The sequence below is a fragment of the Achromobacter aegrifaciens genome (assembly GCF_902859965.1).
GTDB classification, from domain to species: Bacteria; Pseudomonadota; Gammaproteobacteria; order Burkholderiales; family Burkholderiaceae_B; genus Achromobacter; species Achromobacter aegrifaciens.
On record NZ_CADIKO010000002.1, the window covers coordinates 1,524,882 to 1,549,106 of the forward strand.

At 66.7% G+C, this 24,225-nt stretch carries 19 protein-coding genes; 6 read left to right on the top strand and 13 right to left on the bottom strand.

What is annotated here, in order from left to right:
• Positions 1 to 168: 168 nt before the first annotated feature.
• The gene (locus tag HV793_RS18295) at positions 169 to 594 is read left to right on the top strand and encodes an OsmC family protein (RefSeq protein ID WP_054455974.1); all 426 of its coding nucleotides are present in this window, start codon (positions 169 to 171) and stop codon (positions 592 to 594) included.
• A 130-nt stretch (positions 595 to 724) separates the two neighbouring features.
• Positions 725 to 2,014 carry an Nramp family divalent metal transporter gene (locus HV793_RS18300; protein ID WP_175213709.1) on the top strand — a complete coding sequence of 430 codons (1,290 nt, stop codon included), beginning with the start codon at positions 725 to 727 and terminating at the stop codon, positions 2,012 to 2,014.
• 69 nt (positions 2,015 to 2,083) lie between these two features.
• On the opposite strand, the gene HV793_RS18305 is transcribed toward HV793_RS18300, so the two are convergent.
• Entirely contained in the window at positions 2,084 to 2,305 is a 222-nt protein-coding gene (locus HV793_RS18305) for a hypothetical protein (RefSeq protein WP_054455972.1), read from the bottom strand.
• Positions 2,306 to 2,489: 184 nt separating this feature from the next.
• A complete protein-coding gene (locus HV793_RS18310) occupies positions 2,490 to 3,098 on the bottom strand; it encodes a TetR/AcrR family transcriptional regulator (RefSeq protein WP_054455971.1) in 609 nt (202 codons plus the stop codon).
• A 102-nt stretch (positions 3,099 to 3,200) separates the two neighbouring features.
• On the opposite strand from HV793_RS18310, the gene HV793_RS18315 reads away from it, so the two are divergent.
• Positions 3,201 to 4,484 (top strand): MFS transporter, encoded by a 1,284-nt coding sequence (locus HV793_RS18315; RefSeq protein ID WP_175213710.1) that lies wholly within the window; start codon positions 3,201 to 3,203, stop codon positions 4,482 to 4,484.
• A 57-nt stretch (positions 4,485 to 4,541) separates the two neighbouring features.
• On the opposite strand, the gene HV793_RS18320 is transcribed toward HV793_RS18315, so the two are convergent.
• A complete protein-coding gene (locus HV793_RS18320; RefSeq protein WP_225588757.1) occupies positions 4,542 to 5,240 on the bottom strand; it encodes a GntR family transcriptional regulator in 699 nt (232 codons plus the stop codon).
• Between the two features lie 129 nt (positions 5,241 to 5,369).
• Between HV793_RS18320 and HV793_RS18325 the strand changes: the two genes are divergently transcribed.
• Genes HV793_RS18325 through HV793_RS18335 form a run of 3 tightly spaced genes read left to right on the top strand, consistent with a single transcriptional unit; the run spans position 5,370 to position 8,474 of the window.
• Positions 5,370 to 6,365: a Bug family tripartite tricarboxylate transporter substrate binding protein gene (locus HV793_RS18325; protein ID WP_054455963.1), complete on the top strand. Its 996-nt coding sequence runs from the start codon at positions 5,370 to 5,372 to the stop codon at positions 6,363 to 6,365.
• A gap of 49 nt (positions 6,366 to 6,414) precedes the next feature.
• A complete protein-coding gene (locus HV793_RS18330) occupies positions 6,415 to 7,215 on the top strand; it encodes an enoyl-CoA hydratase/isomerase family protein (RefSeq protein ID WP_125470024.1) in 801 nt (266 codons plus the stop codon).
• Positions 7,216 to 7,235: 20 nt separating this feature from the next.
• Positions 7,236 to 8,474 (top strand): CaiB/BaiF CoA transferase family protein, encoded by a 1,239-nt coding sequence (locus HV793_RS18335; protein ID WP_175213711.1) that lies wholly within the window; start codon positions 7,236 to 7,238, stop codon positions 8,472 to 8,474.
• A gap of 606 nt (positions 8,475 to 9,080) precedes the next feature.
• On the opposite strand, the gene HV793_RS18340 is transcribed toward HV793_RS18335, so the two are convergent.
• The 10 genes from HV793_RS18340 to clpA all read right to left on the bottom strand — a co-directional run bounded on the left by HV793_RS18340 (position 9,081) and on the right by clpA (position 24,208).
• On the bottom strand, positions 9,081 to 9,812 hold the full coding sequence (locus HV793_RS18340; protein WP_054452351.1) for an ABC transporter ATP-binding protein: 732 nt from the start codon (positions 9,810 to 9,812) through the stop codon (positions 9,081 to 9,083).
• Entirely contained in the window at positions 9,809 to 10,609 is an 801-nt protein-coding gene (locus HV793_RS18345; protein WP_054452353.1) for an ABC transporter ATP-binding protein, read from the bottom strand. The genes HV793_RS18340 and HV793_RS18345 overlap by 4 nt, the downstream gene beginning before the upstream one ends.
• Entirely contained in the window at positions 10,606 to 11,694 is a 1,089-nt protein-coding gene (locus HV793_RS18350) for an ABC transporter permease subunit (protein ID WP_054452355.1), read from the bottom strand. The genes HV793_RS18345 and HV793_RS18350 overlap by 4 nt, the downstream gene beginning before the upstream one ends.
• Complete coding sequence (locus tag HV793_RS18355) at positions 11,691 to 12,620, bottom strand: branched-chain amino acid ABC transporter permease (protein WP_013394754.1); 930 nt, start codon at positions 12,618 to 12,620, stop codon at positions 11,691 to 11,693. The genes HV793_RS18350 and HV793_RS18355 overlap by 4 nt, the downstream gene beginning before the upstream one ends.
• Positions 12,621 to 12,778: 158 nt before the next feature.
• Positions 12,779 to 13,924: a branched-chain amino acid ABC transporter substrate-binding protein gene (locus HV793_RS18360; protein WP_013394755.1), complete on the bottom strand. Its 1,146-nt coding sequence runs from the start codon at positions 13,922 to 13,924 to the stop codon at positions 12,779 to 12,781.
• A 238-nt stretch (positions 13,925 to 14,162) separates the two neighbouring features.
• Positions 14,163 to 17,984, bottom strand: coding sequence for a trifunctional transcriptional regulator/proline dehydrogenase/L-glutamate gamma-semialdehyde dehydrogenase (gene putA / locus HV793_RS18365; protein ID WP_175181436.1), 3,822 nt, complete (start codon positions 17,982 to 17,984; stop codon positions 14,163 to 14,165).
• A 157-nt stretch (positions 17,985 to 18,141) separates the two neighbouring features.
• Positions 18,142 to 18,858: a PqiC family protein gene (locus tag HV793_RS18370; protein WP_225591480.1), complete on the bottom strand. Its 717-nt coding sequence runs from the start codon at positions 18,856 to 18,858 to the stop codon at positions 18,142 to 18,144.
• A gap of 8 nt (positions 18,859 to 18,866) precedes the next feature.
• A complete protein-coding gene (locus tag HV793_RS18375) occupies positions 18,867 to 20,531 on the bottom strand; it encodes a PqiB family protein (RefSeq protein WP_119449314.1) in 1,665 nt (554 codons plus the stop codon).
• Between the two features lie 39 nt (positions 20,532 to 20,570).
• Complete coding sequence (locus HV793_RS18380; RefSeq protein WP_054452361.1) at positions 20,571 to 21,887, bottom strand: paraquat-inducible protein A; 1,317 nt, start codon at positions 21,885 to 21,887, stop codon at positions 20,571 to 20,573.
• Positions 21,888 to 21,895: 8 nt separating this feature from the next.
• A complete protein-coding gene (gene clpA, locus HV793_RS18385; RefSeq protein ID WP_054453626.1) occupies positions 21,896 to 24,208 on the bottom strand; it encodes an ATP-dependent Clp protease ATP-binding subunit ClpA in 2,313 nt (770 codons plus the stop codon).
• Positions 24,209 to 24,225: the final 17 nt, after the last annotated feature.

Consider the following 24,225-nt stretch of genomic DNA (forward strand, 5'->3'; position numbering starts at 1 on the left):
TACATAGGCTTGCCGTTGCGCGCAGACGCTTTCCGCGCCTGGCGCCCGCAGCCGCCTTATCATCGTTCATGCCATTCCAGGCAGCGCGCCCCGCCCCCAGCGGGCGGCCCGCGCCCTCCCACACCGGCCGCGCGCGCGACGGGCGCGGTCCTTCTACAGGAGTCACGCATGAAGAAAACCGCAACCGCCCACTGGTCGGGCGACCTGAAGACCGGCAAGGGCACGATCTCCACGCAGAGCGGCGCGCTCAAGGAACAGGCCTACGGCTTCAACACCCGCTTCGGCGACACCCCGGGCACCAATCCCGAGGAATTGCTGGGCGCGGCTCACGCCGGCTGCTTCACCATGGCCCTGTCCAACATCCTGTCCGAAGCAGGCATGGTCGCGCAAAGCCTGGACACCAAGGCCGAAGTCACGCTGGACAAGGTGGATGACGGCTTTGCCATCACCGCTGTCCATCTGACGGTGGAAGCCGTCATTCCCGGCGCCAGCGCCCAGGCCTTCGAGGACGCGGCCCGCAAGGCGGAAAAAGGATGCCCCGTGTCCAAGGTGCTGAACGCCAAGATCTCCATGGACGCCAAGCTCAAGTCCTGATCCCCGGTGCAGCCCATGGCCCGTCCGAGAAGGATGGCGCCATTGGGCCGCCCTATCCCCTGCTTGCCAAAAATCAATTTGACGATGCCGTCCCCCAAGAGGATGATGAGAATCATTCTCAGGAGCGAGCATGGGCCAATTCATCTACGCGATATCCGGCGGCAGGACCGCGCTGGCGCAGGACGTCCAAGTATCGGCGGGCCTGCGCCGCATCGCCGGCCCCGGCATCCTGGTGGCCGTGGGCTATATCGATCCGGGCAACTGGGCCACCGACATCGCGGGCGGCAGCGGCTTCGGCTACGGGTTGCTGCTGGTCGTCATCACCTCGGCGCTGCTGGCGCTGGGCTTCCAGATCCTGGTGTCGCGCCTGGCGCTGGCAACGGGGCAGGACCTGGCCACGCTGACGGCCCGCCACCTGTCGCCGCGCCTGGCCAAGGCCGCCTGGCTGGCCGGCGAGGCGGCGATCCTGGCGACTGCCCTGGCCGAACTCATCGGCGGCGCAATCGCGCTGCGCCTGCTCTTCGGGCTGCCGCTGATCGCGGGCGTTGCGGTGACCGGCGTCGGCACGTTTGCCGTGCTGGCGCTGACGCGCGGCAACGCCGACAAGCACGAGCGCTTCATTGCCCTGCTGCTGTCGGTGGTCGCCATGTCCTTCGTGTTCCTGCTGTTCAAGGCCAACCCGACCTGGACGGAAGTGGCGCACGGCGTCACGCAGACCGGCCGCGCGCTGCGCGACCCGCAGGGCTTCCTGATCGCGCTGGGGATACTTGGCGCGACCCTGATGCCGCACAACCTGTACCTGCATTCCGGATCGCTCGCGCAGCGTGCGCAGCAATTGCCGCCCAGCGCCCGCGACCTGGCCATGCGCGTGGCGCGCAACGACACCGTCGTGTCGCTGGGCCTGGCCATGCTGATCAACGCCGCCATCATGATCGTCGCCGCCGCCTCGCTGTCGGGCTCGGGCATCATCGTGTCCAGCCTGGACGACGCGCATGCCGTGATCGGCCAGACCCTGGGCATCGGCGCGGCCATCGTGTTCGCCGTGGCGCTGTATGCCGCGGGCCAAAGCTCCACCATCACTGGCGTGCTGGCCGGACGCATCCTGTCCCAAGGCTTCCAGGTGGGCAGCGGCTGGTCGGACCGCCGCCGCGCACTGGCGACGCGGCTGGTGGCGGGCGCCGCGGCGGTCGGCCTGCTGGCCTTCACCGGCGGCCAGGATCCGGACGGCCTGCTGGTGCTGAGCCAGGTCATCCTGAGCCTGGCCCTGCCCTTCGCGCTGGGGCCGCTGGTGCTGCTGGCTTGCCGCAAGAGCCTGATGGGCAAGTACGTGTTGCGCGGCGCCTGGGGCTGGGCCGCGGTTGCGGCCACGGTCGGCATCCTGCTGCTGGATGGCTATCTGGTGGCGGACATGCTGGTCTGAACCCCGGGGATCGGCAGGCATAAAAAAACGCCAGCGATGCTGGCGTTTTTCTCGTACCCGCTGTCGGGCTCAGTGGTAGGCGGAGACCACGGGGTGCTGGCGGCGGCCGGCGTCCATGTCGTGCAACACCTCGCCCACGGCGCCGCCGAAGGCGGCCAGGCGCACTTTCAGGCGCAGCCAGCGCGAGCCGGACGCGTGGCCGGACAGGCTTTCCGCGATGATCGCGTCATGGATCAGGGTACGTTCCAGCTCATCCGACATGCGGGCATTCTTCAGCGCGGTATCGCTCATGGTTCTCTCCTTGAGAAAGCGATGTGGAACAACACGAGTCCATCTTAGACCTGTGCTTGCTGCGCCGCAATAAATTTCTTAACCATTTTTTTGTGCGTTGCGCAATGGGTACAAACACCAAAAATGGTGCACATGTGCACTGCTGCCTGCACCTTTCTTGTGCTGCCCCTTCCGAAAGCGCCCGTCAGGGCTGTGCGAGATGCGCCTGGATCAGCATGTCCGCCATCTGCGCGACCCGGCCGGCTGGCCCGCCTTCGCCAAATAGCTGGCTGGAGACGAAGGCCCCTTCGAACAACAGCAACAGGCCATCGCCCAGCGCGTCGGGATCGGCCGCCCCCATTTCCGCCGCCATGGCGGCCAGGCGCCGCCGCAGCTCGGCCTTGTGTTCCACCGCCACGGCGCGGGCGGGATGACCGGCCTCGGGGTATTCCACCGCCGCGTTCGTCAGTCCGCAGCCCCGGTAGCCGCTCTGCACCGCGCGCACGCCCAGGCCGGTCAGGTAGGCCAGGATCTGGGCCCGGGGATCGCCCGGATGCGCCGCGCAGGCCGCGTCGAAACGCGCCCAGAATTCAGCGTCATAGTCGCGCAGATAGGCCGCCGCCAGTTCGTCCTTGGACGAAAAGCTGCGGTACAGGCTGGGTTTGGTCACGCCCGCTTCGCTGACGATGGCGTCCACGCCCACCGCCCGGATGCCGTCCCGGTAGAACATTTCGCGCGCGGTCTTGCGGATGCGCTCGGCCGCCAGCGGCGGCTTGGATGCGGGCCGATCGGCGCTCGAGGTTTTACTGGCCATGGATGGGCTCCTTTCCGGATGACGGATCGACTAAAAATCGCTTGACGATGTTACTGACCGGTACGTACTATTCGCAAACCCCAATACGTACCGGTCAGTAACATGAGTATAGCCCACCCTCCCGTCCCTTTCCGGCGCGCCGGCCAGAAGTACGCTTTTGTCGTCGTCGCGGTGATTTTCCTGTCCCTGCTGGTATCCGCCGGCCTGCGTTCCTCGCCCAGCGTGTTGCTGGTGCCTCTGGAAGAAACCTTTGGCTGGAGCCGCAGCACCATCTCGCTGGCCGCCGCGGTCGGCATCTTCCTGTATGGCATGGTGGGACCGTTCGCGGCCGCCGCGATGGAGCGCTTTGGCTTGCGGCGCGTGCTGATCGGCGCGCTGATGCTGATGGCTGCGTCCAGCGCGGCCAGCGCCTTCATGACCCAGTCCTGGCATCTGCTGCTGACCTGGGGGGTGTTCTCGGGCCTGGGGTCCGGCGCGGTCGCCGTGGTGCTGGGCGCCACCGTTGTCAACCGCTGGTTCACCAAGCACCGCGGCGTGATGATGGGCCTGCTGACCGCCAGTTCCGCCACCGGCACGCTGGTGTTCCTGCCGGTGCTGGCCGCGCTGGCCTCGTCGGGCGACTGGACGCGCGTGGTGTGGACCGTGGCGGCGGCGGCGGCGGCCCTGGTGCCGCTGGCCTGGTGGCTGGTGCCGGACCGCCCTGCCAGCGTCGGGCTGGTCCCCTTCGGCAGCGATCCGCATGCGCCGCCCGCGCCCGCCGCGCCGCGCACCGGCATGCTGGCCGCCACCTTCGGCGCACTGGCGCGGGCCTCGCGCACCCGCACCTTCTGGTTCCTGTTCGCGACCTTCTTCGTGTGCGGATTCACCACCAACGGCCTGATCGGCACGCACCTGATCGCGCTTTGCGGCGACCACGGCATGCCCGAGGTGCAGGCCGCGGGCCTCCTGGCGTTGATGGGCATCTTCGACCTGATCGGCACCACGGCGTCCGGCTGGCTCACCGACCGCTACGACCCACGCAAGCTGCTGTTCGTCTACTACGGCCTGCGCGGACTGTCGCTGATCTACCTGCCCTATTCCGACTTCTCGTTCTACAGCCTGTCGATCTTCGCCATCTTCTTCGGCCTGGACTGGATCGCCACGGTGCCGCCCACGCTGCGCCTGACGACCGAAGCCTTCGGCGAGCGCGACGCGTCCATCGTGTTCGGCTGGATCGTCGCCGGCCACCAACTGGGCGCCGCCAGCGCCGCCTGGATGGCGGGCGCCGTGCGCGAAGCCCAGGGCAGCTATCTGATGGCCTTCGTCATCTCTGGCATGACGGGCCTGATCGCCGCCGTCATTGCGCTGATGATAGGCAGGAAGCGCGTGGTGGCGCAGCCGGCCTGAGCGCGCCAGCGGGCGGACGGCCGAGCCCTGGGCCCGCGCCGTCCGCGCGATGACAGGTCACTTCAAGCCTTGGGCCCCGCGCCCGCGCAGGTTGTAGGTCTTCTTGCTGCCCACATGCCTGCGGATGAGCGACTCCGCAAGCTCGCCGTCGCGCTGCATCAGCGCCTGCACGAAGGCCTCGTGGTCGGCCACCGCCGCCGTCCATTCGTCGATATCGAAGTTCGACTTGTAGCGCAACGCCTGCACCTGCAGGTTCAAGCGGTCATACGAATGCGTCAGCGCCGGGTTGTGGGCCGCCCGGTTGATGGCGATATGCGTGCCCATGCTGGCCGCGAAATACGCGCGGATGTCGCGCTGTTCATACCCTTGCAGCATCTGCGCGTGCAATTGTGCGATATGCGCCAGTTCCGCGTCCGTGGCGCGCTCGGCGGCGCTGCGCACCGCCAGCCCCTCCAGCACCGACAGCACATCGAAGATGTTCTCGACATCGTCGGCCGACAACTCGATCACCATCGCGCCGCGCTTGGGCTGCAGAGTCACCAGGCCGTCGGAAGCCAGCATGCGATAGGCCTCGCGCAGCGGCGTGCGTGAAATCTTCAACTGGTCGCACAGGTCCCGCTCGTTCAGCCAGGTGCCCGGCTTGAAGGTGCCGTCGATGATGAGCTGCCGCAATTTTTCCGCCACCACGGCCGGCAGGGTGGGGTGATGAATGGCCAAATCGGGGACGGACTGGTCCATAACTTCAGGGTTAGCCATGAGTTGTTGCCACTCGCTATTTCGACTATTTTTGTATCTGGTATACCAAACACCAAAGGCATACCAACCTGACCCAATCATAGATCAAGCAACACGCGGGCAGGCTGACAACCACCAAAGGAGACCCACATGCACAAGCACGCTCGCGCCTGGGCCGGCGCCCTGGCGTTGACCGCCGGCCTGGCCGCCGCCAGTCCCGCCCTGGCGCAGGACGCATCCAAATGGCCGGAACGGCCGGTACGCCTGATCGTCGGTTTCGTGCCCGGCGGCGGCACCGACGTATCGGCGCGCATCCTGTCCGCGCGCCTGTCGGCGCTGCTGGGCCAGCAGGTCGTGGTCGAGAACAAGCCCGGCGCTTCCGGCCTGATCGCGGCCGACTTCGTGGCCAAGGCCGATCCGGACGGCTACACGCTGCTGCTGGCCAATATGCAGTCCACCGTCGCCGCGCCCTATGTGGTGCAGTCCAGCGTCGACCCGATCAAAGACTTCACGCCGGTGCGCTACATCGGGTCGGTGCCCAACGTGCTGGTGGTCAATCCGGCCAAGCACAGCTACGCCAGCGTGCAGAACCTGGTGGACGACGCCCGCGCCAAACCCAAGCAGCTGACCTACGCCTCCTCCGGCATGGGCAGCCCGCAACACCTGAGCGCCGCGCGCTTCTCTCAGATCGCGGGCGTCAGCATGGAGCACGTGCCGTACAAGGGCAGCGGCCAGGCCATGACCGACCTGCTGGGCGGCAGCGTGGACATGAACTTCGACACCCTGCCCGGCGCCATCAACCAGATCCAGGCCGGCAAGTTGCGGCCGCTGGCTGTGACCAGCACCGAACGCAGCAAGCGCCTGCCCGACGTGCCGACGCTGGCCGAGTCCGGCATCAAGGGTCTGGACATCGTGCAGTGGTATGCGGTGCTGGCCCCGGCCAAGCTGCCCAAGCCGGTGCTGGACAAGCTCGACCAAGCGCTCAGCCAGACGCTGGCCGATCCCGAGATCAAGGCCAAGCTGGCCGACCAGGGCATGGAACTGGGCGGCGGTCCGGCCACCCCCGCGGCCTTCGCCAGCTACGTCCAGGACGAATGGAGCAAGTACGGCAAGCTCACCGCCAGCCTGGGCCTGACCAAGCAGTAAGCCCGCAGCAACCCGGCGGGGGTGCGCCCCGCCCACGCAAAGGAACACCATGAGCGCTACCCCCACTTCCGACACCTCCCCCATCCTGTGCCAGCGCGACGGCGACATCGCGACCGTGGTGCTGAACCGCCCGGAAAAGCTCAACGCCTTCACCATAGACAGCTGGCGGCTGCTGGGCGACGCCTTCCTGGAGCTGGACGCCGACGACAGCGTGCGCTGCGTGCTGCTGCGCGGCGCGGGCGAAAAGGCCTTCTCCCCGGGCAATGACATCAGCGAATTCGAGACCGCGCGCAGCAACAAGCGCCAGGCCATCGAGTACGGCGCCGTGATGCGCCGGACCATAGAAGCCATCGGCAACTGCCGCCATCCGGTGGTAGCGCAGATACACGGCATCTGCGTGGGCGGCGGGCTGGAGATCGCCAGCCTGGCCGACATCCGCATCTGCGGCCAGAGTTCGCGCTTCGGCGTGCCCATCAAGAACCTGGGGCTGGTGATGTCGTACTCGGAACTGGCGCCGCTGGTGCGCCTGGTGGGCCCGACCGCCGCGCTGCAGGTGCTGCTGGAAGGCACCATCTTCGACGCGCAGGAAGCGCTGCGCCTGGGCGTGGTCACGCGCGTGGCGCCCGACGATCAGGTCGCCTCCGAAGCCCAGGCCGCCGCCCGCCGCATCGCCGACGGCGCGCCGCTGGTCGCGCGCTGGCACAAGAAGTTCATCCGCAATCTGGTGCAGGGCAAAGCCCTGACCGACGCCGACCGCGACGAAGCCTTCGACTGCTTCGACACCGAGGATTTCCGCACGGGCTACCAGGCCTTCCTGGCCAAAGCCAAGCCGCAATTCAACGCCCGCTGAACCCCATGCAAGGAGGACTCATGCATAACGATACCCAGCGCCCCGCCGGCGCCCTTTCCGGCATGCGCGTGATCGAGCTGTCGCAGATCATGGCCGGCCCGACCTGCGGCATGATGCTGGCCGACATGGGCGCCGACGTCATCAAGGTCGAGAAGATCGACGGCGGCGACGATTCGCGCCAGTACCGGGACCCGCAGATCAACGGCATCTCGGCGCCCTATCTCATGCTCAACCGCAACAAGCGCGCCATCGCGCTGGACTTGAAGCATCCGGAGGGCAAGAAGGTCCTGCTGCGCATGATCCGCGACGCCGACGTGGTGACCGAGAACTTCCGCAAGGGCACGATGGAAAAGCTGGGCCTGGGCTACGACCGGCTGCGCCAGGAAAACCCGGGCCTGATCTATTGCGCGGTGTCGGGCTACGGCACCACCGGCCCCTATGCCGACAAGGGCGGCTTCGACCTGGTGGCGCAGGGCTTCTCCGGCCTGATGGCGATCACCGGGGAACCGGGCGGGCCGCCGCTGCGCACCGGCAACTCCGTCGCGGACATCAACGCCGGCTTGCTGGCGGCTTTCGGCGTGCTGGCGGCCTACCAGCACAAGCAGCGCACGGGCGAAGGCCAGATCGTGGAAACGTCCTTGCTGGAAGCCAGCCTGCAGCAGCTGTACTGGCACGCCGCCATCTACTTCGGCAGCGGCGTGTCCCCCGGCCCCACGGGTTCGGCGCACGTGCTGAGCGCGCCCTACCAGGCCTTCCCCACCGCGACCGACTGGATCATCATCGGCGGCGCCAACGAGAAGAACTGGCAGCGCATCACCCAGGCGCTGGGCAAGCCGGAATGGGCCGAGGATGCCCGCTACGCCCGCAATCGCGACCGCATGCAGAACCGCGATCAACTGGTAGAGGATATGTCCGCCATCCTCAAGACGCGCAGCGCGGAGGAGTGGCTGGACGTATTCGACACGGCCGGCGTGCCTGCGGGCCCTGTGCACTCCATCGCCCAGGCGCTATCGCATCCGCAGACGCTGGCGCGCGGCATGGTGGTGGAACAGGAGCACCCGGTCGCGGGCACGGTGCGCACGGTAGGCATGCCGGTGAAGCTGTCGGCCACGCCCGCGCAATACCACCGCGCGGCGCCGCGGCTGGGCGAGGACAGCATCGCGATTCTGGGAGAGTTCGGCTACGACGCCAAGGAAATCGAAGCGCTGATCGATGCGGGCGTGGTCGCGGCCGTGGACCGTGAACGCGCGCCGGCTTAGGACGTTTTTGGCTGAATTGCTGACGTTCGGTTTTGTACGGCTGGGGTTCTTGAGTCGCCGGCGTCCGGACTGCGGAATTCCGATGCTCGCCCCGGTGGGGCTGCGCTTCGGATCCCTCCGTCCGGTCACCGGCTCACGATGTCTGCCCATGAACGGGGTCCAAAGCCAGCGCATTAAGCGACTGCCAGCCGAGGACCCCGGAGTCATCCGAAGCGCAGCCCCATTGGGGCGAGCATCGGAATGGCGCAGGGCAGCCTCGGCGGCTAAAGAACCCTGACATCCGCAAGCTCGAAGCCCTGCCATTTCGGTTTTATGAGGCTGAGCTCTTGAGCCGCCGGCGTCCGGACTGCGGGATTCCGATGCTCGCCCCTGTGGGGCTGCGCTTCGGATCCCTCCGTCCGGCCACCGGCTCACGATGTCTGCCCATGAACGGGGTCCAAAGCCAGCGCATTAAGCGACTGCCAGCCGAGGACCCCGGAGTCATCCGAAGCGCAGCCCCGCCGGGGCGAGCATCGGAATGACGCAGGGCAGCCTCCGCGGCTCAAGAACGCTGGCGTCGGCAAGCTCGAAGCCCTGCCGCGCCCGCCCCAAGATCCCGGCCGCGCCCTACTCGGACTCGCCCAGATAGGCCGCCCGCACCTTGGGATCGTGCAGCATGTCGCCGGCCGGACCAGACAGGATGATCTCGCCCGATTCCATCACGTAGCCGCGATGGCTGTTTTCCAGCGCCAGGCGCGCATTCTGCTCGATCAGCAGGATGGTGACGCCTTCGCTGGCGATGGTGCGTACCACCTCGAAGACCTTCTCCACCATCAGCGGCGCCAAGCCCATCGAAGGCTCGTCCAGCAACAGCAGCTTGGGGCGCGCGATCATCGCGCGGCCCATCGCCACCATCTGCTGCTCGCCCCCGGACAGCGTGCCGGCCGCCTGCTTGCGGCGCTCCGCCAGGCGCGGGAACAGCGTGAAGACGCGGTCGGTGTCCTGGCGGATCTGGGCCGCATCGCGACGGATATAGGCCCCCATCGCCAGGTTTTCCTCGATCGTGAGCTGGCCGAAGATGCCGCGCCCTTCCGGCACCATCACCAGACCGCGGCGCACCAGCTCATGCGACTTCTGGCCGCCGACGGACTGGCCGCCGTAGACCACTTCACCGCCCGCCAGCGGCACCAGTCCGCAGATGGCGCGCAGCGTCGTGCTCTTGCCGGCGCCATTGGCGCCGATCAGGCAAACCAGTTCGCCCTGGTCCACGCGCAGGTCGATGCCGCGCACCGCGCGGATGCCGCCATAAGAGACCTGCAGGCCCCGCAATTCCAGTAAGGGTTGGGATGCTGCCGTCATGCCGGGCGCTCCTGATGAATCTGCGGATCCTGCGCGGCGCCTGCGCCCAGATACGCTTCAATGACCTTGGGATCGCGCTGCACCTGGGCGGGTTTGCCCATGGCCAGCACCTTGCCGTATTCGAGCACCAGCACGCGGTCGCACAGGCCCATGACGAGCTTCATGTCGTGCTCGATCAGCAGCACGGTGATGCCGTCGGCGCGGATCTTCTCGACCAATTTGCGCAGCACCACGGTTTCCGATGCGTTCATGCCGGCCGCCGGTTCGTCCAGCGCCAGCAGCTTGGGATCGGTGGCCAGCGCCCGCGCGATCTCCAGGCGCCGCTGGTCGCCGTAGGGCAACGAACGCGCCACGTCGTTGGCGCGATGGCCGATGCCTACGTAGTCCAGCAGTTCCTGCGCCCGCGCTTCGGTGGCGGCCTCTTCGGCCCGCGTGCCGCGCGTGCGCAACACGGCGCCCAATACGCCCGACTTGGTGCGCATGTGGCGGCCGATCATCACGTTCTCGATCGCGCTCAGGTTGGCGAACAGGCGGATGTTCTGGAAGGTGCGCGCCAGGCCCGCATAGGCGACTTCATGCGGCTTCTTGCCGGACATGGACTCGCCGTTGAACGTGCAGCTGCCCTCTTCCGGGATGTACAGGCCGGTGAGCACATTGAACAGCGTGGTCTTGCCCGCGCCGTTCGGGCCGATCAGGCCGTAGATCTCGCCTTGCTCGATGTCGAAGCTGACGTCCGACAGCGCCTGCAGGCCGCCGAAGCGCTTGCCCAGTCCCTGGGCTTGCAGCAGTTTGCTCATGCTCCGCCTCCCTGGGTCTTGGTTGCAAGTTCACGCTTGCGCACCGCCGACGGCCACAGGCCGGCCGGACGGAACAGCATCACGCACACCATGGCCAGGCCGAACAGCAGCATGCGTATGCCCTCGGGGTCCAGCACCACGGCGCCGAACAGCATGTGCTGCACCGGTTCGACCACCGCGCGCAGGAACTCGGGCAGCGCGGCCAGGATCAACGCGCCCAGGATCACGCCCGGGATGTGGCCCATGCCGCCCAGCACCACCATGCACAGGATCGAGATGGATTCCATCAGCGAAAAGCTCTCGGGGCTGACGAAGCCCTGCATCGAGGCGAACAAGGCGCCCGCCACGCCGCCGAAGGACGCGCCCATCGCGAACGCCAGCAGCTTGATGTTGCGGGTATTGATGCCCATGGCCTTGGCCGCGATCTCGTCTTCGCGGATCGCTTCCCAGGCGCGGCCGATGCGCGAATTCTGCAGGCGCACGCAGACCACGATGATGATCAGCGTCACCGCGAGCAGCAGGTAGTAATACTTTTCGGGTCCCGTCACGCGCAGGCCCAGCAGGCTTTCCGTGCGGCCGAAGGCGAACTCGCCGACCTTGAAGGTGTCGATGCGGTTGATGCCCTGCGGTCCGTTGGTGATGTTGACCGGCGCGTTCAGGTTGTTCAGGAAGATGCGGATGATCTCGCCGAAGCCCAGCGTCACGATGGCCAGATAGTCCCCTCGAAGCTTGAGCGTGGGCGCGCCCAGCAGCACGCCGAACAGGCAGGCCACCGCCAGCGCGATCGGCAGGATCGCCCAGAACGGCAGGTGCAGGCCGAAATGCGGCGATGCCAGCAACGCCCAGGTGTAGGCGCCCACCGCGTAGAACGCGATGTAGCCCAGGTCCAGCAGGCCCGCGAAGCCCACCACGATGTTCAGGCCCAGCGACAGCATCACGTACAGCAGCGCGAAGTTCAGGATGCGGACCCAGCTCTGGCCAGCCATGCCGATCACGAAGGGCAGCACCGCCAGCACCACGCCGATCAGCGCGATGCCGATCAGGTTGCGGGTGGAGAACCCGCTGCTTTTCAGGGTTGCGTTCATGCCCGGTCTCCCACACGCTCGCCCAGCAGGCCGGACGGACGGAAGATCAGCACCAGCACCAGCACGAAGAACGCGAACACGTCCTGATAGTGGCTGCCGAGGAAGCCCCCGGTCAGGTCGCCGATGTACCCGGCGCCCAGCGATTCGATGATGCCCAGCAACAGGCCGCCCGCCATGGCGCCGACCAGGTTGCCGATGCCGCCCAGCACCGCGGCCGTGAAGGCCTTCAGGCCCAGCATGAAGCCCATGGTGTATTGCGACACGCCGTAGTAGGTGGCGACCATCATGCCGGCCACCGCGGCCAGCGCCGAGCCGATCAGGAACGCCGCCGAAATGACCGTGTTGATGTTCACGCCCATCAGCCCCGCGACTTCGCGGTTCTGCGCGGTGGCGCGCATCGCCGTGCCCAGACGGGTCTTGTGCACCACGGCCAGCAGTCCGCCCATGATCAGCGCCGCGATCACCACGATGGCAATCTGCAGCGAGCTCATGCGCGCGCCAGCAATCTCGAATACCTGCGGCGACAGCACCTGCGGGAAGTTCAGGTAGTTGCGGCCCCAGCCCATCATCGCCACGTTCTGCAGGATGATGGACACGCCGATGGCTGTGATCAGGGCAGCCAGGCGCGGCGCGCGCCGCAACGGCCGGTAGGCCACGCGCTCGGCGGTCCAGCCCACGGCCATGCACAGCGGCACGGACACCAGCAGGCCGACGCCCAGCACCACGAAGGCGGACGTGGAAGGATCGCCGCCTACCAGCGAGATGGCGATGGTGGTCGCCGCCATCGCGCCGATCATGACGACGTCGCCATGGGCGAAGTTGATCAGCCCGATGATGCCGTACACCATGGTGTAGCCCAGGGCGACCAGGGCGTACACGCTGCCTAGCGTGACGCCGTTAATCAGTTGTTGAATGAAGATATCCATAGGGGCCGCTGAATAAGCCTGGAAAAATCGCGCGGACCTTGCGGTGACGGCCCTCGGGCCTGCCACGGCGCCGCGCGTGGCACGCGCCTGACGGCGCGCACGCTGCAATACGGGCGGGACGCGGCGCTCAGCCGCCTCCCCGCCCCGGTCCAGCCGCCTTAGTTGGCTTGGCTGACCATCGTCTCAACCATCTCCCACTTGCCGTTCTTGACTTCGTAGATGGTGACCGAGATTTCCTTCAGGTCGCCTTTGGCGTCGTAGGAAATGTGCTCGCTGGTGGCGCCCTTGCGGTTCAGCTTGGCCAGGGCCGGCAGGTACTTCTCGGGCTTGGCCGAGCCGGCCTGCTCGATGGCGGCGATCATGTTCCAGGCGCCGTCATAGGCGTAGGGAGCATAGACGCCGGGGGCCTTCTTGAAGCGGGCCTGGTAGCGCTGCTCGAAGTCCTTGCCCGCGGCCATCTTGTCCAGCGGCACGCCGGCCAGCGAGGCGTAGGTGCCGTCGGCGGCGTCGCCGGCCAGCTTGATGAAGGTGTCGCTGCGCGTCATTTCGCCCGAAACCAGCGGCGCCTTCAGGCCCAGGGTAGCCAGTTGGCGCTTCATCGGACCGGATTGCGCGTCCAGGCCGCCGTAGAAGATGGCGTCGGGCGCCGAACCCTTGATGTTGGTCAGGATGGCGGTGAAGTCGTTGGCCTTGTCGGTGGTGTACTCGCGGCGCACGACCTGGCCGCCAGCGGCCTTGACCGCCTTCTCGACCTCGTCGGCCAGGCCCTGGCCGTAGGCGGTGCGGTCGTCGATGATGGCGACCTTCTTGGCCTTCAGGCTTTCCACCATGAACTTGCCGACCGCGGCGCCCTGCTGGGTGTCGCTGGTCATCATGCGGAAGGTGGTTTCGTAGCCTTGCTTGGTGTACTCCGGCGAGGTCGCCATGGCGATCTGGGGCAGACCGGCTTCATGGTAGACGCGCGAAGCGGGGATGGTCGTACCCGAGTTGAAGTGGCCCAGGATGCCGACCACGTCCTGGTCGACCAGCTGCTGGGCAACCTGCACGCCGACGCGCGGATCGGCCTGGTCATCGCGCGACACCAGCACGAACTTGGCGGTTTCGCCGTCGACCTTGATGCCCTTCTTGTTGGCTTCTTCCAGGGCCAGGTTCAGGCCGTTCTGCATGTCCTCGCCATAGTGCGATTGCGGACCGGTGAGCGGCGCGGCAAAACCGAACTTGACGTCGGCAGCCTGCGCGGAGGCGGCCATGCCGGCGGCGGCGATGCTGGCGGCGAGAAGCTTCAAAGTGGTGCGGAACTTCATGGGTATCCTCCGAGTGTCGGACTTAAGACCTTGTTATACCTGAGCTTTTAACCAGGCTTTTGGTTTTTCACTACTAGCAAGTCCGATATGGCGGAAGCTTGCGTGTGCATGTTCTGCAAAATCCGGAAGCCGGGTTGCGACTTCCGGATTTGAGGTGCGACCGAATTTTCGTGCCAGTGCAACCTCTGCCGATATTGGAGATAACCCTTGGATACCCAAGGGTTGTCCTATACCAGGCTCAACCTATGGTCATGAGACTGGCGTTGCCGCCCGCCGCCGCCGTATTGACGCTGACGGAGCGCTCCGCCAACAGGCGCTCCGGCACGTAGCCGGCGCCCGCCGCGATCGCGTCGGGGGTCAGCCCATGGACCGACAGGATGGCGCCCGGACGCTGCGCGATGCGCTGGTTCAGCGCCTGCAGCGCGTCGCCATCACCCTCGAACAGCACGGCCTGGTAGTCCGCCTGGTCGACCTCGCCGTCGGCCAGGATGCCCGCCTGCTCCTGCTGGCCGGCGTCCAGCGAGGCCAGCAGCGCCTGCGCCGCGGGCGTGTCCGCGAACCAGGCGTGGTTGCCGGTCAGCTTGGCGACGGACCACTGCGCCCGCGCCCCGGCCTCGGTGGCGGCCACGCAATACACGGCGCCGCGCGGCTCGACCACATAGGTATTGGTCTCGCCGGTCGGCCCCGGCAGCGCAATGCGCTGCGGCAGCGCCGCCGCCGCGTCCAGCGCCGGCGGCAGGCCCGCCGGACGCGTGCCCAGCAGGCGATACATGTAGAGCGGACCGCCGGCCTTGGGGCCGGTACCGGACAAGCCTTCGCCGCCGAAGGGCTGCACGCCCACCACCGCGCCCACGATATTGCGGTTGACGTAGACGTTGCCCGCATGGACCTGGCCGGTCACGTGCGCGATGGTCTCGTCGATGCGGGTATGCACGCCGAAAGTCAGGCCGTAGCCGGTGCCGTTGATGGCATCCAGCAAGGCGTCCAGTTCGTCGCGCTGGTAGCGCACCACGTGCAGCACGGGCCCGAACACTTCGCGCGTCAGCTCGCTGACGTTGTCGATTTCGATGATGGTCGGCGGCACGAAGGTGCCGTGGCGGCATTCGCCGTTGAGTTCCACCTGGTCCACGCGATGGCCCGCCGTGCGCATCGTTTCGATGTGCCGCTGGATGCCGTTGCGCGCTTCCGTATCGATCACCGGGCCCACGTCCACCGACAGGCGGTCGGGGTTGCCCACGCTCAGTTCGCGCATCGCGCCGCGCAGCATGGTCAGCACGTGGTCGGCATTGTCTTCCTGCACGCACAGCACGCGCAGCGCCGAACAGCGCTGGCCCGCCGAGTCGAAGGCGGAGGTCAGCACGTCGAACACGACCTGTTCGGACAGGGCCGAGGAATCCACCACCATGGCGTTCTGGCCGCCCGTCTCGGCGATCAGCGGAATGGTGTGGCCGGCGTCATCCAGGCGATCCGCCAGCGTGCGCGCGATGATGCGCGCCACGTCGGTGGAGCCGGTGAACATCACTCCGCGCACGCCAGGGCTTGCGACCAGTTGCGCGCCCACGGTTTCGCCGCGGCCCGGCAGCAGCTGTACGGCGCCGGCAGGCACGCCGGCCGCGCGCAGGATGGCCACGGCTTGCGCGGCGATCAGCGGCGTCTGTTCGGCGGGCTTGGCCACCACCGTGTTGCCGGCGGCCAGCGCGGCCGCGACCTGGCCGGTGAAGATGGCCAGCGGGAAGTTCCAGGGGCTGATGCACAGCACCGTGCCCAACGGACGATGCGTGTCGTTGCTGAATTCCGTTTCGGCCTGGTCCGCGTAATAGCGCAGGAAGTCCACGGCCTCGCGCACCTCGGCGATGGCGTTGGGCAGCGACTTGCCGGCTTCGCGCACGATCAGGCCCAGCAGGGTCTGCATCTGCTCTTCCAGCAGTTGCGCGGCGCGGCGCAGGCACTGCGCGCGTTCGGCCACCGGCGTGGATTGCCAGATGGGAGCGGCATTGGCGGCGGCGCGCAGCGCGGCCTCGGCCTCGTCTGCCTGCGCTTCGACCACGTGGCCCACCACGTCGCGCAGATTGGCGGGGTTGCGGACTTCCATGGCGCGCGAGGCGTCCCAGGCGCCGTCGCCCTCGCCCAGCATGGGGCCGGCGCGCCACGGCATGGCGGCGCTGGCCAGCAGGGCCGCGGACAGCGAACCCAGCCGATGTTCGTTGCTCAGGTCCAGGCCCGCCGAGTTGGCGCGGGCGCCCTCCTGCGGGTCGCCATAAAGTTCGCGCGGCAGCGGAATCTTCTCGTGCGGCGCGCCCAGCGGCGTGATGCGCGCAGCGGCTTCCACCGGGTCGGCCACCAGTTGCTCGACCGGAATGCTGTCGTCGCCGATCAGGTTCACGAACGAGGTGTTGGCGCCGTTTTCCAGCAGGCGGCGCACCAGGTAGGCCAGCAGCGTTTCATGCGTGCCGACCGGCGCGTAGATGCGGCACGGACGGTTGAGCTTGCCCTGCGACAGCGCGCCCACGACTTCGTCGTACAGCGGCTCGCCCATGCCGTGCAGGCATTGGAATTCGTACTGGCCCGGGTAGTAGTTCTGGCCCGCCAGCTGGTAGATCGCGGACAGGGTGTAGGCATTGTGCGTGGCAAACTGCGGGAACACCGCTTCCGGCGCGCCCAGCAGCTTGCGGGCGCAGGCCAGGTAGGCCACGTCCGTGTAGACCTTGCGGGTATAGACCGGATAGCCTTCCAGGCCGTCGACCTGGGCGCGCTTGATCTCGCTGTCCCAGTACGCGCCCTTGACCAGGCGCACCATCACGCGATGGCGGCTGCGGCGGGCCAGGTCGATCACGTAGTCGATCACGAAGGGAGCCCGCTTCTGGTACGCCTGGATGACGAAGCCGATGCCGTTCCAGCCGTCCAGCTCGGGCTCGAAACAGAGCGCTTCCAGCAAATCCAGCGAAATTTCCAGGCGGTCGGCTTCCTCGGCGTCGATGTTCAGGCCGATGTCGTAGCTGCGCGCCAGCACGGTCAGCGCCTTCACGCGCGGCAGCAGCTCGGCCATGACGCGTTCGCGCTGGGCGCGCGAATAACGCGGATGCAGCGCCGACAGCTTGATCGAGATGCCCGGTCCCTCATAGATGCCGCGGCCGGCCGCGGCCTTGCCGATGGCGTGGATGGCCTGCTCGTACGAGGCGTAATAGCGGTCGGCGTCCTCGGCCGTGGTCGCGGCCTCGCCCAGCATGTCGTAGGAATAGCGGAAGCCCCGTGCTTCCATCTTGCGGTTGTTGGCCAGGGCTTCGGAAATGGTCTGGCCCGACACGAACTGTTCGCCCATCATGCGCATGGCCATGTTCACGCCCTTGCGCACCAAAGGTTCGCCACCCTTGCCGATCAGGCGGGTCAGCGCCTTGGACAGCGACTGCTCGCTGCTCACGGCCACCAGCTTGCCGGTGATCATCAGCCCCCAGGTGGCGGCGTTGACGAACAGGGATTGCGAGCCGCCCATGTGCGACTTCCAGTCGCCGCGGGCCACCTTGTCGCGGATCAGCGCGTCGCGCGTGGCGCGGTCGGGAATGCGCAGCAGCGCTTCGGCCAGGCACATCAGCGCCACGCCTTCCTGGCTGGACAGCGAGAACTCCTGGATCAGCCCTTCCACCCCGCCGCCGCTGCGCTTGCCGCGCAGCTTCCGGACCAGGTCGGCGGCCATGGCGTGGATCTTTTCCAGATTGGGCATGCGGGCCTGGCCCAGCAGCAGCGGCACGCACTCGGGCTCGGGGCGGCGGTAGGCGGCGGTAATGGCCGCGCGCAGCACCGACTGCGGCTGCACGTCCTGACCGAATTCGTAGAACGGCGGCGTCGGCGCGGAATGGCCTTCGCCCGCCTCATCCTCGCCGCCCGCGTCCATGCCCAGGTGCGACATCTCGGCGGGCAGGTGGCCGCGCTCGATCTTGTCCAGGTAGGAAAGGATCGCTTGCTTGTGCAGCCAGTGCGGCGTGCAGTTGAGCTTTTGCGCGGCGGCCTTCAGCCGGTCGCGGAGCGCGTCGTCGACTTTAACGCCTAGGGTCGTGCTGGCCATAAGAGATTGCTTCCTGTCGCATGGCAAAGGTAGTACCGAGCCCCGACGGGACCCGGCATGGGTAGGACCGTATGCTAGACAGGTTGCAACTTGGTTTGCACTATGGTTAACCCTAGGTTAACCATTTGAGATCAGGCGGAATTTTGGCCCAGGGCTATCAATCCTTGAGCGCCGCGCAGCCCAGCATCTGCACCGAGGCCGATCCCGCCGGGGTCTGCCCCCGTATGGCCGAGGCCATGGCGCCGGCCAGACTGACCACTGCGCGCTGCTGGGCAGCGATCATGGCGGGCACGCCCTCTTCCGCCACCGGTTCCGTCACCACGCTGCGGCACAGCAGGCCGGAACCCTTCATGTTGACCGGCCGCACGCGCCAGGTCGCATCCAGCTGGGCCATGCGGCCCGGCTCCAGCTCGAAACGCTGTACGTCGGTCTGCACCCGCCAGACCGCAGCGCCGGGGCCTGGCTTGACCAGTTGTACATCCAGCGCGCCCAGTTCCCGCTTCAGCGCGTCCGACAGCGCGCCCCGCAACTCGTCGCCCAGCGGTGAGCTCCAACGCTCGGAATACAACGCGGACAGACTGCCTTCGCCGGTGCGCACCATCAGCTGGGGCTGATCCGCCTGCGTCGAGATATTGACCGGTTGCACCTCGATCAGGAAGCTGGCCGGCGCCACCGCACCGCCCGGAGCCTGGGCCGCCGGCGACTGCAAGGTGTGATAGTGCACGGGCGAGGACGCCCCGCAGCCGGCCAGCGCCGCCGACAAGGCCAGCAAGGACAGGACCGGGCGCAGACGGGGCGTCAGCCTGCCCGCGCATCGGGGCTGCTCGGAACTCGGGGCCGCCTGGCGGGCGTGGGGGGACGGGCGTCTATTCATCATGGGATTCAGTTCCTGACAGGACCGGCGCCGGGGATCGGGTCTGGGCCGCGGCCGCGCAACAAGGCCTCGGGATTGGCTTGCAGGAAATCGGCCAGGGCGCGCAGCGAACGGGCCGCGCGGCCCAGCTCTTGCATCGCCTTTTCCGTATTGACCGGCAAGGAAGCATCGGATGCCAGCAGCGCGTTGACCTGCGCCATGGACTCCTTGGCCTGCTTGAGCATGTTCTGCGCTTCAGGCGCGACCTGCTTGTCCAGGCGGTTCATCAGCTTGGAGGTGCTGGCCAAGGTGGTGCGCAGGTCCTCGCCGATCTTGTCGAACGGAATCTTCTCGATCTTGGCGACGATGTTGCTGATCTGCTGCTGCAACTGATCCAGGTTGCCTGGCACCGTCGGGATCAGCGCCGGATCCGAGGGTTTGAATTCAACCGGCTTGGCGTTCGGGAAGTCGTCCAGCGCCACGTACAGCTGGCCGGTCAGCAGGTTGGCGGTGCGCAGCTGCGCGCGCAGGCCGTGCTTGATCATGCCGCCCAACAAGCGGTTGCCGGCAACGTCGCCGTCCTTAGTGGCGCGATCGCGCACTTCGTCGAACACGCGGCCCAGGCGTTCCGGATACAGGGTTGCATCCACCATCGAGTAGAAACGCTTGGCGACCGGATCGAAGTCCATGTTGATCTGCGTGACGTTGCCCAGCGTGATGCCGCTGAAGTCGATCGGCGCGCCCACCGTCAGGCCGCGGATCGACTGGTCAAAGCGCATGCGGATCGGGAAGGCCTCGCCGTCCGGATTGGCCTTGGCTGCGGCCTCGGTCGCGTACAAGTCAAATTGCGCGTCGGCCTGCGCCTGCTTGCCGGCATCGCGCGCGCTGATGACCGGCTCGAAGGCCACGCCGCCCACCGCCATCGACACCAGCGATTGCGTGCGCACCTTGAGGCCGTCCGCATTGACGCTGAAGTCGACGCCGCTGGCATTCCAGAAGCGCGTGCCCTGGGTCACGAACTTGTCGTTGGGCGCGTCCACGAACACCTCGACGTTCACGGCCTTGCCGGTTTCATCAAGCGCGTAGCCGATCACGCGGCCCACGTTGATGCGGCGGAAGTACACGGGAGAACCGATATCCAGGGAACCCAGGTCGGAAGCCTTGAGCTTGAAGCGCTTGCCGGCGCGGTCATGCGTGACCGCGGGCGGCACTTCCAGCCCTTCGAAATGCAGTTTGGTGGCCTTCTTGGAACCGTCCTTGCCTTCGGCCGCGTCCACGCCGATATAGGCGCCCGACAACAGCGTGCCCAGGCCGGACACGCCGCTCACGTCCAGACGCGGGCGCACCACCCAGAAGTTGGTGCCTTCGCGCGCCAGATCGGAAACATCCTTGGACAGTTCGGCCTGCACCACCACCTTGGTGCGGTCTTCGTTGAAGCCGATCGACTTCACGGTGCCGATGTTGACGTCCTTGTAGCGCAGCTGGGTCTTGCCGACTTCCAGCCCTTCTGCGGTATTGAACGAAATGGAGATGTCGGGCCCCGCCTGCATCCAGGTTCGCACGACCAGCGACAAGCCCATCAGGGCCGCCACGATCGGCACCAGCCAGATCCATGAAATCCGGCTCTTCTTCTTGCGCGAGATCGCGGGTGACGCAAACTTCTCTTCACCGGATCCGGGTGCTTGCTCGGACATCTACTCTTCCTTGTTCGTGGACGGAAGCCGCGGCGCTTCCTAGCCCATTTCCTTGCCGGCGAGAGACGCCGGCTGGCGCCCGCCTCCCACTGGCGGCGATTCTATTTCACTTTGTCCTTCCAGATCCCAACTGCGGCGCAGGTCGAAACTCATGGCCGACAACATGGTCAGGATCACTGTCAGCCCGAACGCCGCCGCACCCGCGCCGGCGCTGATTTCCATCAAGCCCTGGAAATCCGCCAACGCCGCCAGCAATATAACGACAAAAACATCCAGCATCGACCATTGGCCGATGAACTCGACCATTTGATACAGGCGCGTGCGCGGACGCAGGTTGGTGGTGCTGCGCCATTGTTCCGTCAACAGCAACAGCATGAGCGCCAGCAGCTTGGTCAAGGGCACCGCCACGCTGGCAATGAAGACGATCAGCGCGATATCCCAGGAACCCATTTCCCAGAGCTCGACCACGCCTCCCAGAATGGTGTGGGCGCTGTCCCCCAGCACCGACCTGACCTGCATCACTGGTAGCACGTTGGCGGGGATGTAGAACACCACGGCCGCCAGCAACAGCGCCCAGGTGCGCGCCAGATGATCGGGCTTGCGGAAATGCACCAGGGCGTCGCAACGCACACAGTGGTGGTGCTCTTCCGGATCGGCCGCGCGGGGCAACGCCTGCACCTGCCCACAGACATGGCATCCGGTCAGAACCGTGTCCGGCGCAGCCTGGGGGATATGCACCGGCACCACGCCCACGCTCTCGGCGTAGCGCCACAGCACATGCGGCGACAGCCGCCCCAGCATCGTCAACAGGATGGTCAGGATGCCGAATGCCGCCAACCCGATACCCGGAGTCACGGCGGCCATGCCCGCCAGCTTCACCACCGCCACCAGCACGCCCAGGAGGAACACCGGAACCATGCACCAGGGCCGCAGAATGCCCAACAAACGCATCGCAGTACGAAAGCCCAGGGGTTCCCGGCCGCGCGACAGCGGCCCCAACACCCACAGCAACACCGACAGCTGCAGCATCGGCAGCGCAAAGCCGGCCATGCCGGTCATGATGGCGACGACCCAATGGTCCTGGCGCCAGGTGATGGCAATAGCGTCCAGCAAGGATGCCTGCTGCACCATGCCCTGCACGGACATGGAAGCGACGGGATAGGCATTGGCCACCCCGAACACGATCAGGGCGGAAATGGCGAGCGCCAGCCAATTGGACAAAGTAAGCCCGCTGTAACGCCACAGAGTGGCGCCGCAGCGGGCGCAATTGGCGGTCTCTCCAGGTTCAAGCTGATGCCGGCGATAGATGCTCGCGCAGTGTTCGCACTCGATCAGCGGCTGGCGGTCCGCGGTCATTGAGAGCCTTAATCGACCAGTTCGACTTCCTGCTTGTCAGGCGCATCCGACGAGGGCGGCTTGCCGTTGTCGTCGAAGTCCAGCTTGACTTTGCCCTCCTCGTCCAGGTCGACCGTAACCGTGCCGCCATCGACCAGCTTGCCGAACAGCAGCTCGTCGGCCAGCGCGCGGCGGATGGTGTCCTGGATGAGACGCTGCATGGGGCGTGCGCCCATGAGCGGATCGAACCCTTCCTTGGCGAGATGCTCGCGCAGCCCCGTGGTGAAGATGGCTTCCACGCGACGCTCGTGCAGTTGGTCTTCCAGCTGCATGAGGAACTTGTCCACCACGCGCAGGATGATTTCGCGGTCCAGCGGCGCGAACGGGATGATCGCGTCCAGGCGGTTGCGGAACTCGGGCGTGAACATGCGGCGGATTTCCGCCATTTCGTCGCCCACCACGCGCGAATTCGCGAAGCCGATCGACGGACGGTTCAAGGTTTCAGCGCCCGCGTTGGTCGTCATGATGAGGATGACGTTGCGGAAGTCCGCCTTGCGGCCGTTGTTGTCGGTCAGCGTGCCGTGGTCCATGACCTGCAGCAGGATGTTGAACACATCCGGGTGCGCCTTTTCGATTTCATCGAGCAGCAGCACGCAGTGCGGCTGCTTGGTGATGGCCTCGGTCAGCAGGCCGCCCTGGTCGAAACCGACGTAGCCCGGAGGCGCGCCGATCAGGCGCGACACCGCATGCCGCTCCATGTATTCGGACATGTCGAAACGCAGCAGCTCCACGCCCAGCGTGAACGCCAACTGGCGCGCGACCTCGGTCTTGCCCACGCCGGTGGGGCCGGAGAACAGGAAGGCGCCGATCGGCTTTTCCGGCTTGCCCAGGCCCGAGCGCGCCATCTTGATGGCGGCGGACAGGGCTTCGATGGCGTTGTCCTGGCCGAAGACCACGGTCTTCAGGTCGCGGTCCAGCGTCGCGAGCTTGCTGCGGTCGTCGTTGGAGACGGACTGCGGCGGGATGCGCGCGATCTTGGACACGATGTTCTCGATGTCCACCTTGCCGATCACCTTCTTTTGGCGCGAACGCGGCAACAGGCGCTGCGCGGCGCCGGCCTCGTCGATCACGTCGATGGCCTTGTCCGGCAGATGGCGGTCATTGATGAAACGCGCCGACAGTTCGGCCGCGGCCGACAGGGCGGCGGACGAGTAGCGCACGCTGTGATGCTCTTCGAAGCGGCTCTTCAGGCCGCGCAGGATCTGCACGGTCTGTTCGACGCTGGGCTCGGCCACGTCGATCTTCTGGAAGCGGCGCGACAGCGCGTGGTCTTTTTCAAAGACGCCGCGGTATTCGGTGTAGGTGGTCGCGCCGATGCACTTGAGCTGCCCGGAAGACAAGGCGGGCTTCAAGAGGTTGGACGCGTCCAGCGTGCCGCCCGAAGCCGAACCGGCGCCGATCAGCGTATGGATTTCGTCGATGAACAGGATGGCGTCGGGGTTGCCGCGGATCTGCTTGAGCACGCCCTTCAGGCGCTGCTCGAAATCGCCCCGGTACTTGGTGCCCGCCAGCAAGGCGCCCATGTCCAGCGAAAAGACCTGGGCGGCCTGCAGGATCTCGGGCACTTCGCCGCGCGTGATGCGCCAGGCCAGGCCTTCGGCGATCGCGGTCTTGCCCACGCCGGCCTCGCCGACCAGCAGCGGGTTGTTCTTGCGGCGGCGGCACAGCACCTGGATCACGCGTTCGACTTCGTGCTCGCGCCCGATGAGGGGATCGATGCGACCCGCCAGCGCGGCGGCGTTCAGGTCGGTGGCGTACTGGTCCAGCGGCGACTGACGCGATTCGCCCTGCTCTTCACCATTGGTCTGCTGCTCTTTCTGCACGGCGGCGGACTCCACCTGGGGCTGTTTGGTAATGCCATGCGACAGAAAATTGACGACGTCCAGCCGCGTCACGCCCTGCTGTTGCAGGTAGTACACAGCGTGCGAATCCTTTTCGCCGAAAATGGCCACGAGCACATTGGCGCCGGTAACCGGCTTCTTGCCGGTGCCTCCCGCGGATACGTGCATGATGGCGCGCTGGATCACGCGCTGGAATCCCAGCGTGGGCTGCGTGTCGACCTCGGCGCCGCTCGGGATCACCGGGGTGTTCTCCGAGACGAACTGGCGCAGATTGCGGCGCAGGTCGTCCAGGTTCGCGGCGCAGGCGCGCAGCACTTCAACGGCCGAAGCGTTGTCGAGCAACGCGAGCAGCAGATGCTCGACGGTAATAAATTCATGCCGGGCCGAACGGGCCTCGACGAAAGCCATATGCAGGCTGACTTCAAGCTCTTGAGAAATCACGCTTCCTCCGTAACGCA